The following is an 11,269-nucleotide window of genomic DNA, read 5'->3' as shown; positions in this document are numbered from 1 at the left end:
AAGCCTTAAACAGGAACATGCCGGAGTTCCAGTAATAGTCACCGGAAGCAAGATAGCCCTGGGCCGTTTCCAAATCTGGCTTTTCAACAAACTGCTCAACAGGCATACAAGACGATTGGCCACGGAGGCACGGAGGCACGGAGGCACGGAGTTTTCTTTTTCTAAAGAACTCCGTGCCTCTGTGCGACCGCCAGGGACGGCGGAAGTGCCGATGTTGTCGGGAACATTCATCGGCTCTCCGTGGCTAACAGAGGCTTTTATATAACCGTACCCGGTTTCCGGGTGGGTAGGCACAATCCCAAACGTCACCAGCTTGCCATCTCTCGCCGCTGGTAATGCCGCTTCAATAGCCTGATGAAATGCCTGAACATTCTGAATCACATGGTCAGCTGCCAATACCAGGAGCAATGGATCTTTTTCTTCAGACAGAGACTGAGCTTTCAGGGCCGTCAAAGCCACTGCAGGTGCCGTGTTTTTACCGACAGGTTCAAGAATAATGGCCGAAGCCTGCCGCCCCATCTGGCGGATTTGTTCAGCTACCAGGAAGCGGTGCTCTTCATTGGCAATACCAGTGGATCAGAAACAGAGCCCAGCCCATCCAGTCGAGAAAGCGTGTTCTGTAACATTAACATAGTCTGATCATTCACCAGTGGCAGAAACTGCTTAGGGTAAAGGGAACGGGACTGAGGCCAGAGGCGACTGCCAGAGCCGCCGGACATAATGACAGGTATTAAATTCATAGTTCTTTTTGAACCACGAAGGACACGAAGGACACAAAGAAAGATTAAAAAAAGCTTTTTCTTTGTGCTCTTCGTGTCCTTCGTGGTTCAGACTTTTAAAAAATAATCTTTGGTATGTTGATGAACCTGCTGAGAAGTCAGCAACTCATCAACGCTAAACCAGCGGTAATTTTGATGTTGATCTGTGGGCAGATTGTTTAGATCAATATCCAGCCACAGCTCATAACCTAGCACCACATAATGCGTACTGAAGCTATCACCGGAAAAGTTATCTGTATAAAAGTGCTGGTAAGGCCCTAAAAACCGGGCTTTTTGAAACTCAGCTTCAGCCCCCAGCTCTACCTCAACCAAACGACGAAAAGCCTCTTCTAAACGCTCATCTTTCTGAATGCGGCCACCAGGCACAAACCAGTACCCCTGAGCAGGGCGATTATTCCGCAAGCCCAGTAGCACCTGCTCCTGACTATTGCGAATAATCAAATCAATAGAGACCAATGGTGTTGAGGCAACAACGGTTTTGAAAGTTTCAAGTTCAAGCATGTTAAAAGCCTTGTTTGCCACGGAGGCACAGAGTCACGGAGGAAAAGATTCTTTTAAAAAAGAAAAAACTCCGTGTCTCCGTGCCTCCGTGGCAAACCAATCAAACCGACCGCAACTCAGCAGCATGTTCCAGGAACCACTGGTAAGTCATACCCAACCCATCCTGTAAAGAAACCGAAGCCTTCCAGCCCAGCCGTTCCAAACGGGAAACATCCATCAGCTTGCGTGGGGTACCATCAGGCTTGGAGGTATCAAACACTATTTCACCCTCAAAACCCACAACCTGTTTCATGGTTTCAGCCAGTTCACGAATGGTGCAATCCACCCCGGTGCCCACATTGATATGGGACATCATCGGTTGGGTATGTTCACTGTAGATGCCCTTATCCAGATTCATCACATGGATACAGGCCGCCGCCATATCATCCACATGGAGAAATTCCCGCATGGGGGTGCCGGTTCCCCATACAACCACTTCTTTATCGCCTCGCAGCTTTGCTTCATGGAAGCGGCGCATCATGGCCGGGATTACATGGCTGTTTTCCGGGTGGAAGTTATCGTTCTCACCGTAAAGATTGGTAGGCATTACCGAACGGTAATCAACGTTGTACTGCCGGTTGTAAGATTCACACAACTTGATACCGGCAATTTTGGCGATGGCATAAGGCTCATTGGTGGCTTCCAGATGCCCATTCAGTAACTCGGTTTCCACCATGGGCTGCTGTGCCAGCTTTGGGTAGATACAACTGGAACCCAAAAACAGCAACTGCTTAACACCTGCAGCTTAAGCCTGATGGATAATATTGCACTCCATCATCAGGTTTTCATAAATAAACTCGGCCGGGTAACTGTTATTGGCGTGGATGCCACCCACTTTGGCCGCAGCAAGATACACCTGATCAATCTGTTCAGACTGGAAAAATTCTGTCACTGCACTCTGGCAGGTCAGATCCAGCTCACTGCGACTACGGGTAACCAGTTCAATATCAGTCTGTTCAGATAGCTGACGAACAATAGCCGAGCCCACCATGCCCTGGTGCCCGGCAACAAAAATTCTCTGCATAGGAATCATTCAATAAAAAGGCCCGGCAAATGCCAGGGCCCGATATTAACACCTGAGCAAATCACACACGGACGTTACTACGGCCTCGTGCTTTGCCCGATTGATTTTTCCAAGTGGCTTTTGAAATAGCGACTCATGGGCAGTGAATAACTTTCCCGGTCGGGCAAAGCTGGTCAAAGGTAGCTGACCGATAGCAAAATCATCCGCTTCTATGATTATGGCCCTGGAATCCGCATAAGACTTGCTGGTGATCTGGCACATCAGGTAATCACCTTTGCCCACATTTGCCAAAATGAGAGCTGGCCGAAGTTTTGCCCTGGACAGATCGGAAAATGGAAACCTGATTGCGACAATACAACAGGCTTCTAATCCTGATTCAATGATGACCATGCTTCATCCTCTGCCGAATTATCCCAGTCTTCAGCAAGGCTCCGCTCACTCAACAGAGCTTCATCACTTGCCTGTTGTCTGGCGGGTTCGTCCAATACCGTAATTAAAACCCGGCACCCTTCAGGTAGCTTCAGCCCTTCAGGAACAAGAAGATTGCCCTGCTCATCCGTCTGGGCCTCGTAGGTATGCAGCATGTTATCTCTCCTGGCTCAATAATTACCTCATAGACTATAACAATTTAACCATTTGACCTTCGTGATTAAAAAATCTTATTCCCGAGACACTTTCACTTCGTAGCCATGCTCTTTCAGCAAAGCATGCTGTTTGGCTTTGGCCAGGTCGTACTCGGCCATTTCTGCCACCATCTCTTCCAGCGTGGTCACCGGCTCCCAACCCAGTTCCTTCTTGGCCCTGGAAGGATCACCCAGCAACGTTTCCACTTCTGCCGGGCGGAAGTAACGTGGGTCAACCGCCACCACCTTCTGGCCAATGGTCAGGGCAGGGGCATTATCACTGATAATTTTCTCCACATAGGCGCATTCATCCACGCCGGTGCCTTCCCAACGCAGCTGAATACCAATGGCCTTGGCGGTGAAATCCACAAACTGTCGTACTGAATATTGGACACCGGTGGCGATTACAAAATCTTCCGGCTGTTCCTGTTGCAGCATTAGCCACTGCATCTCTACATAATCACGGGCATGGCCCCAGTCACGCAGGGCATCCATATTGCCAAGGTAGAGGCACTGGTCCAGTCCCTGGGCAATATTGCTCAGACCGCGAGTGATTTTGCGGGTTACAAAAGTTTCACCACGGCGGGGGGACTCATGGTTGAACAGAATACCGTTGCAGGCATACATACCGTAGGATTCCCGATAGTTTACGGTAATCCAGTAAGCATACATTTTAGCGGCGGCATAAGGGGAGCGTGGGTAGAAAGGAGTGGTTTCCTTCTGGGGAATCTCCTGCACCAGGCCATAAAGTTCAGAGGTAGAGGCCTGGTAGAAACGGGTCTTTTTTTCCAGTCCTAAAAAGCGGATGGCTTCCAGCAGGCGCAGCGTGCCCAGGGCATCTACATCAGCGGTATATTCAGGGGATTCAAAGGACACTGCCACATGGGATTGTGCTGCCAGGTTGTACACTTCATCTGGCTGCACTTCGCTGATAATACGGGTCAAATTAGAGCTGTCGCTCAGGTCGCCATAGTGCAGTTTAAACATTTGACCTTGTGTGTGTGGATCTTCATAGATATGGTCCACACGATCTGTATTAAACAGAGAAGCCCGACGCTTGATGCCATGAACTTCATAACCCTTTTTCAGCAGAAACTCGGTAAGGTAGGAACCGTCTTGGCCGGTTACGCCGGTGATAAGTGCGACTTTTTTGGACATGATTTTTTAACCACAAAGTCACAAAGACACAAAGGCACAAGATAATAACTCTGTGCCTTTGTGTCTTTGTGGTTCAAGAAAATTAAAATTTACGGCCCAGTAATTGTTGGGTGAAGTACCAGATAAACCGAGGGTTCTGTTTAAGATAACGCTTCCACAACCGCTGTGGTTCGTTTAACAGTCGGAACAGCCATTCCATACCAATAGCTTGCATCCAGCGAGGGGCATGTTTTTTGTTACCGGCAATAAAATCAAAGGCAGCACCAACGCCGAGCATGACGCAATGTAACTTATCTTTGTGTTCTGCCATCCATCGTTCCTGTTTAGGGCAACCAATACCCACAAACAGGATTTGAATGCCAGAATCATTAATGGCATTGACAACATCATTATCTTCAGCAGGTGTTAATGGTCGAAATGGTGGAGAAAAGTCATAAAAAATATCAAGGCTCGGAAACTGTTCTACCAGACGTTCTTTCATAATCACTAACGTTTCTGGCATTCCGCCATAGAAACCGACTTTCAGTTGTTGTCCTGCAGCAAGTTTGCAAAGCTCCATGGTTAAGTCCTGCCCACGAACCTGCTGTGCTTCCTTATGTCCTAATAGTTTTTGCCCCCAGACCAGTGGCTTACCATCTGGTACAACTAGGTCAGCATTATTAACAACTTTACTGAACTCATCAGAGTCAAAGGTTTCCATGCACATATGGACATTGGAGACGCAGATATATCGACCGGTAGTATCTGCACTCCACTGAGAGGCCTTCGCAAGAGAGGTCTGCATATCAGTAAGGCAGACCTTCATTTTCAAAATATTAATGTGATTAATTTCCACAAACAGCTCTTAGACCCACAACTTATGACCCATATCTAACAACCCACAACCCATAACTAAAAATGGCAAACACCCTTTTTCTCACGAATCGTCAGTCGGTATATACCCAGCAGCATTTCAAGGTTTATTCCCGGTGTATATTTTGCCAGGTACTTAAGGCGGGCATTTTCTCCCATTTCACGAGCTTCTTTTAGATGCTGAATTAAATACTCTGCTTTTTCGGCGAGAGAATCAGGGTTGCCGACTTCAAAATGTAAGCCGGTTTTTCCATCAGTAACAATTTCAGCCATTCCACCGATGTTGGAGACAAGGGCTGGTGTACCTGAAGCAAAGCATTCAGCAAGCGTAACCGGGAAATTCTCATAGCAGGTCGAAGAAAGCACAAAAAAGTCAGCTTCTTGCATCATAGGCAAGATGACCTCTTTGTCCTGAAACCCTAAATACTCAATCTGTGGACACTCTGCTGTGAATTTTTCAACCAGTGCTTTTAAGGGTCCATCACCAATAATCTTTAACGGGTATTTTACGTGTTCCCAAGCATCCAGTAATACACTCAACCCTTTTTCTTCACTGAGTCGCCCGACAAACAGGGCAAAGCCACCTTGCTTCACAACTTTCTCTATACCTTTGTGAGGGTCTTCAATAAAGTTTGGTTTTACTGAAATTTTGTCAGCAGGGAGCCCGCCTTCAATAAATTTGTTTTTGGCAAATTCGGTTAAGGCAATATAGCGGTCTACCTGTGTTTGCCAGGTGCCTTTGCGTTTATGGTATTCAACCATGTAGGCCAGAACTGCTGTACCTATCAGTGAATTACGATAAACACGCTTGGGGACTGTCCACCAGCAATTTTCATGGAGGCTCCGTTCGCATATCTTACCGTTGTGCATTAGGGTTGCTGTTGGGCAGAGGGTTCGGAAATTATGAAGCGTATGGACTACGGGGACATTGGCGTCTTGGCAGGCGTAGAAGACTGAAGGTGTTAGGAGTGGGAAGAAGTTGTGGATGTGGGCAATATCAATAGGTCGCGAGGACAATAAGTTGGTCAATTTGTAATATATTGATTTTGAGAAATTCAATGAAATAATTACTTTTAGCGATTCAAAGAAGTTGGTTATATCTTTATTATCAAAAAAGAAGTTTTCACATACAAAACCAGCATTTTCCAACAACGATAACTCCATCTTTCTTGAAGCATCCTCCCCCCCATAAATTTTATAAGCATTATGCGCTGATAAAATACTAACTTTGACATCAGAGTTTCCTGTAAAAATCACTCTAAATCACCATTTTTAACAACGCAATACAAAACAAGAAAATAAAAAAACATAACAAAAAAATATGTAATAACATTATCAGTGAAGAGTAATACATTAAAATAAATAACAAAAGGAATAGCACTCTTACTAGCATTCTTATAAAGAAAAAAAACAAAAGTTAGCAATGATAAAATTCCGATCTCATAATACAACTTTAAAATGACACTATGTAAATTATATTTTATCGAAGTATTATAAATATCTGCTGCAATATAATAGGTTTTACCCAGACCAGATCCAAAGATGTGGTCAAAAAAGGATCTTCCATCAAAAAGGGCACTATAAATAGCAGATCGCCCCATAGTGAAATGAGCAGCTGGGGTGTTAGTATAATAAAGGGATAGCTCGTTAAAATAATCCGTTGTAATGAAATATGAAGCATACAAATAAATAAGATTAAAAGTAAGTGCAAAAAAAACAACAACCACTCTTTTATTTTTAATATTCGCTGGCATAAGCATATAAAAAAAGCCAATAAAAAATCCAACCAAGGCAATTCTCTTTAATGTCAGAACTGACAAGGCCAATGCAAGAATGGCATTTCGTTTATTACCTGAATAAAAGAAATAGAGTGCAAATATTGGGAAGACAAATGAATAATTATCATCCTCAAAAAAACTTGTGCTGCCCAATAATAATGCATGTAGATCAAAACTCACTCCGCCATCATTAAAAATAATTTTTTTAACAAAATATGAAAATATAACAATAATGAACACAGAGTTGATATTTATGCGAGGTGATGAAAAACAATAAAAATATAAGACATAAAACAAAACAAGTAATATATCACTTACAGCATACCAATCTGTTGGGCGCCCAACAATTAAATATAAAAAGCACAGCACTAAAAAAGGCTGAAGATATGGATTTAAATAAAACTCTCTTCTTTTAATCGAAAAAAAAACACCAAAGAAAGCACTGGCAAAATATACTTGGCATATTTAATTTGCTCAAAAAAACCAGTAAACGTTGATAGCATTAAAATTAGCAATGAAGGTATTAATAGAAGCTGATCTTTGTATAGACCTGCTTTAAAATCATTGCCTCTTTCATTTAAAGTACGCATCATATTAGCTCTAGCGTAGAAGATTATTTTTTTGAAACTGAAGTAATGGCATTATTAAGAACAGAGGAGGAATTAAATGGGGTAAATTTACTTGCAAGTGACCGGGAAACAAGTGATATTTTTGGAATAATATCTTGATTCTCTGCAACATATCGGATCTTACTAGATATGGATCCCTTTTCAAATGGGTCAATACTAAAACCATTCCCTCCTTCTTTTAGTACCTCACTACTAGAACCATCATATTTAGAAAGCAATATTGGCAAACCAAGTGAAATCGCCTCAAATGAGACCAATGAACGATAGTCACCCAAAGTGGGCATAATAAAAACATCGTAATCAGATAATACTGACCCCAGTTCTTTATAGGGCACCAAGCCCTTCAAGTTAATTACATTAGAAAGATTATGCTCATTAATTAAAGATTCTAGATTGGATCTTATTTCACCTTCTCCATAAATATCCAACATTAAATTTTCCTGGACTTTTGATGGTAAAGAAGCAACTTCATCAATTAAATTATTAAAACCTTTATTCTTAACTAAACGGCCTACTGCTACCATTTTAACTTTACCGGCAGACTCACTTTTTGGACGTTGACAATCCTCAAAACTGGATGATAAATAAGTACCTACAATGATTTTTTCTTCTTTAACCTTTAATCTTTTTTTCAAATATTCTGAACCATGCTCATTATTAGTTACAATTTTATCGGCCAAATAACAGCACAAACGTCGTTGCCAGTCAAAAAAAGTTCCAAATCTGATCTTATTAATTCCCGAAAGAAAAATAGGAGAGTTTTCTACAAGAATTACAGCTCTCTTGTTATTGTTAAAAAAAGAGAACGCAAGAATTAAAATACTTAAAACATTAAATTCAATGAGAAACGCAACGTCATAGTTTAATGCAAAAAAACGTTGTATAGACGAAACATTTGGCACATTAAAACCAAAAAGATTAAAATATTCTATTTTAAATTCTTGATAAATTAATGCCCCTGCGCCATCGAATTCACAACCTGTGCATATACTGACTTCATGATTGAACTGTGTAATCAATTTACTAAGAATGGGTTCCCAATATAATAAATCTTTGCCAGTACCCAGTTGTGGCGCAACTAAAACAATTTTTGACATATGCTTGTTTATAAGAAGTGAATAAAGGCAATTAAGCTTTGCCTCATATCCGGTTATCAGTTTGATCTCCGGATTAAAGTGGTAGATGTCTAGAAATGGATAGCTTATCAGCCTATTTCTTTGCGGTACAAAGCTTTCTGTTATTTCAATGGTAGAAGTCTGGAAACCGGTCAATTACCCAGCTTTAAGCTTAACTAACTACTTTAGCTAAATTGTTATATCCATCCGGTTTGCCAAATTCATTGCTAGAGTGCCTAAAACAGACATGAGCATTACCGTGTTTAATTGATTGTAAAAGTTGATTTATTTTTGGATCTGTATCAGTGAATTTTGCCACAGAAAGACACTCGAAACCTGTATAAGCTTCTTTAATTCCAGATAACTTCTGCTTCATATATTCTGTAGCAAAAACACCAACTGTTGGAGTACCTACAGATAATGAAAATATACAAAAATGATTTGCAAGGCCAACTGCAAAACTTGCTTTTTTAAGGATAGCTTTTGTTAGATCTGGTTTTGGACCTATATCAAGAATAAAGGCAACCTGCTTTAATTTTTTTTCCAATAATTTAATAGCAGCCAAGTCATCCGTATCATTCTTAGAATAAGACATTGGTATTAATACAATATTATTTATGTGCAAATCCTGGCAAATTTTACCTATTAGCCCTACATAATTATCAATATATCTTTCAAATGGGCAGTTTTCATCAATTCTAAAATGTACTGCAATAAACTCTTTTGGAACACCCGCTTCCATAAGGAAGTTAATAGCCACCTCATCAGCACTAGGTGTTAAATAAGCTCCCTCATCACCGGAATAGAACACATTAGCAGAGTCCACTCCTAATAACATTGCTTCTTTGATTGATTTTTTATCCCTAACGCCTAATAAATCTACATTTTTTAGAGCACCACCAATTATGATTTTACTGATTACCCTTTTTACAGGGCCTATTTGTTGTCCATACATCACAACGGGGACTTTTAGTATTTTTGATATAATTACAATTAAAGACAAAAGAAGCAACCCCATTTATATAGCCATCATGAAATACACCAGCGCCAGCAAAAAAAACAAGATCTTGTTCAGAAAATTCTTTCAGTACAACACGTTCTTCTTTTAAAAAAATTGCCAGCAAGCCAAATCGCATTAAAATAGCACAAATTATTAATTTAATTACATAAAACCCTATGGGTAGCTTTCCTTTTTTTTTCCTGTGAAGGTACTCACTCAACCCCTTCGCCATTTTCAAGCAAGTAAATTTATTACTATCATTAATGCTATGAGATAATAACTTAACAACAGAGTTAGGATAGTTTTCTTTTAGAGTGTCTAGCGCATGCAGCAGTTGAGCAACATCACCAAGATTACATGACTTGTCTGGAATATATTCATAACCACCACTAACAACAAAAATATTTTTAACCATCAATAAATCAACCCATTTTGTTTAAGAAAAATACCAAACAATATAACGAAGAATATGGCTTCTATAACCATTAAACCTATAACAATTCCTTCAACTTTTAGCATCACATACCCCACATAAACACATAACATCAAAAGAAATGCTAAGTAGATATTTATATAGAATATCATTTTAAATTGTTTGGTAACCTGCATATATATCCGTAGCGTTTCCACTGCCGCATAAAAAATTAAATATAATGACCAAGCATACAGCAAAGTTTCTATATTTTTATAATCATCAGGATATAATAAATCTATAATTTCCTGATTAAAGAACAGTAATAGAAAGGAATATAAGATCGCTATCCCAATGTAAACCAAGGTAACAAACCAAGTTGTTTTTATTAATTGAACTTTGCTTTTAATAGCCAATCTTGCCATATGCGGCATCAATAATTGCGATAGTGCTGGCATCAAGATGACAGCAGGGGTTACAAGCATTTTTGCAGCATTCACTATTGCAACACCAGAGCTACCAGCTAGGCCTGTTACAATGTATATATATGAGTGAGATCTCAGCCACAAGATAATATCAGTGCCACAACCCCACTTTCCTAAGTCAAATATTTCTAAAAAAGTAGTGACCAGTTCATTAAAATCAACTTTAGTGAAGTTGCCTCTACTACAATATATCCCTACAATCAGAGCAACCAATTGTGATATAGTCAGATACCATAAAGCGGATAGTAAATCATCGAATGATGTAATTAAAACCGCTATAAACAAGGAAATACAAGCTGAAAAATTAATTATCAGAGCATGAATTTCTTTATTCTGTATGTAAGAAAGCCTAACTGTAAAATCTCTTAGAAAATAAAAGCCTGTACTTATAACAACTAAAGGTAATAGTTCAACAATCAAGTTATCAGTAATAAATGAAGGAATTGAAAGTACTAACAGTATCGCAATAGATAATAGCACACCAAGATAAAACATTTTGGATATATATTCATGAATTTTATCATTTTTTTCATGATAGTAAACTATCAGCTGAGTAGTGATGAGAGCATTTAAAACACCTGCGATTAATAAAATCGTCGCATAGCATATACCGTATAACCCAAAGACCTCCTGAGACAAACTTCTTATTAAATAATATGAAAATATAAAATTTGTCCCACTGGTGACGAATTGATTTAATAAACTAACTATTATTTTACCTCTCATTACATCCTCAAAAAGAAACCGTGGTCATATATGGTCCGCCCCGCATTGCAAGAAAAAGTTTTCCATCACAAAACCGGGGTCAGGTCTTTCATCGTGCGTGTGCCGTAGCACGGCTTTAGGAGTTCAAAGGACGAAGTCCTGAAGAACG

General features: G+C 40.3%; 14 protein-coding genes and 1 pseudogene. All 15 read right to left on the bottom strand.

Translation table 11 applies throughout. The annotated features are described in order from the left end of the window. On the bottom strand, positions 1-519 hold a 519-nt coding region (locus KDK15_RS03445), incomplete at its 3' end, for a sugar phosphate nucleotidyltransferase (RefSeq protein WP_257293970.1). A gap of 17 nt (positions 520-536) precedes the next feature. Then, entirely contained in the window at positions 537-740 is a 204-nt protein-coding gene (locus KDK15_RS03440) for a sugar phosphate nucleotidyltransferase (protein ID WP_257293969.1), read from the bottom strand. Positions 741-827: 87 nt separating this feature from the next. Then, positions 828-1,280: a GDP-mannose mannosyl hydrolase gene (locus KDK15_RS03435; RefSeq protein WP_257293968.1), complete on the bottom strand. Its 453-nt coding sequence runs from the start codon at positions 1,278-1,280 to the stop codon at positions 828-830. Positions 1,281-1,380: 100 nt separating this feature from the next. Further along, a pseudogene (locus tag KDK15_RS03430) lies at positions 1,381-2,343 on the bottom strand (GDP-L-fucose synthase family protein). A gap of 45 nt (positions 2,344-2,388) precedes the next feature. After that, on the bottom strand, positions 2,389-2,733 hold the full coding sequence (locus KDK15_RS03425; protein WP_257293967.1) for a MazF family transcriptional regulator: 345 nt from the start codon (positions 2,731-2,733) through the stop codon (positions 2,389-2,391). Beyond that, positions 2,709-2,927 (bottom strand): hypothetical protein, encoded by a 219-nt coding sequence (locus tag KDK15_RS03420; protein WP_257293966.1) that lies wholly within the window; start codon positions 2,925-2,927, stop codon positions 2,709-2,711. Before KDK15_RS03420 ends, KDK15_RS03425 begins: the two co-directional genes overlap by 25 nt. 75 nt (positions 2,928-3,002) lie before the next feature. Beyond that, the gene (gene gmd, locus KDK15_RS03415) at positions 3,003-4,124 is read right to left on the bottom strand and encodes a GDP-mannose 4,6-dehydratase (RefSeq protein ID WP_257293965.1); all 1,122 of its coding nucleotides are present in this window, start codon (positions 4,122-4,124) and stop codon (positions 3,003-3,005) included. 82 nt (positions 4,125-4,206) lie between these two features. Beyond that, positions 4,207-4,959 carry a WecB/TagA/CpsF family glycosyltransferase gene (locus KDK15_RS03410; protein ID WP_257293964.1) on the bottom strand — a complete coding sequence of 251 codons (753 nt, stop codon included), beginning with the start codon at positions 4,957-4,959 and terminating at the stop codon, positions 4,207-4,209. Between the two features lie 56 nt (positions 4,960-5,015). Next, on the bottom strand, positions 5,016-6,233 hold the full coding sequence (locus KDK15_RS03405; protein ID WP_257293963.1) for a glycosyltransferase: 1,218 nt from the start codon (positions 6,231-6,233) through the stop codon (positions 5,016-5,018). Next, on the bottom strand, positions 6,230-6,934 hold the full coding sequence (locus KDK15_RS03400; protein ID WP_257293962.1) for a hypothetical protein: 705 nt from the start codon (positions 6,932-6,934) through the stop codon (positions 6,230-6,232). The genes KDK15_RS03405 and KDK15_RS03400 overlap by 4 nt, the downstream gene beginning before the upstream one ends. A gap of 212 nt (positions 6,935-7,146) precedes the next feature. Next, complete coding sequence (locus tag KDK15_RS03395; protein WP_257293961.1) at positions 7,147-7,347, bottom strand: hypothetical protein; 201 nt, start codon at positions 7,345-7,347, stop codon at positions 7,147-7,149. Between the two features lie 20 nt (positions 7,348-7,367). Beyond that, on the bottom strand, positions 7,368-8,654 hold the full coding sequence (locus tag KDK15_RS03390) for a glycosyltransferase (protein WP_257293960.1): 1,287 nt from the start codon (positions 8,652-8,654) through the stop codon (positions 7,368-7,370). A 16-nt stretch (positions 8,655-8,670) separates the two neighbouring features. Next, complete coding sequence (locus tag KDK15_RS03385; protein ID WP_257293959.1) at positions 8,671-9,453, bottom strand: polysaccharide pyruvyl transferase family protein; 783 nt, start codon at positions 9,451-9,453, stop codon at positions 8,671-8,673. After that, positions 9,410-9,913, bottom strand: a complete 504-nt coding sequence (locus tag KDK15_RS03380; protein ID WP_257293958.1) for a hypothetical protein — start codon at positions 9,911-9,913, stop codon at positions 9,410-9,412. The genes KDK15_RS03385 and KDK15_RS03380 overlap by 44 nt, the downstream gene beginning before the upstream one ends. Continuing rightward, positions 9,913-11,121, bottom strand: a complete 1,209-nt coding sequence (locus tag KDK15_RS03375) for a lipopolysaccharide biosynthesis protein (RefSeq protein WP_257293957.1) — start codon at positions 11,119-11,121, stop codon at positions 9,913-9,915. The genes KDK15_RS03380 and KDK15_RS03375 overlap by 1 nt, the downstream gene beginning before the upstream one ends. Between the last annotated feature and the right edge of the window lie 148 nt (positions 11,122-11,269).

The organism is Endozoicomonas sp. YOMI1, assembly GCF_024606345.1.
GTDB lineage: Bacteria > Pseudomonadota > Gammaproteobacteria > Pseudomonadales > Endozoicomonadaceae > Endozoicomonas.
This window is presented reverse-complemented; position numbering and strand designations above follow the sequence as displayed.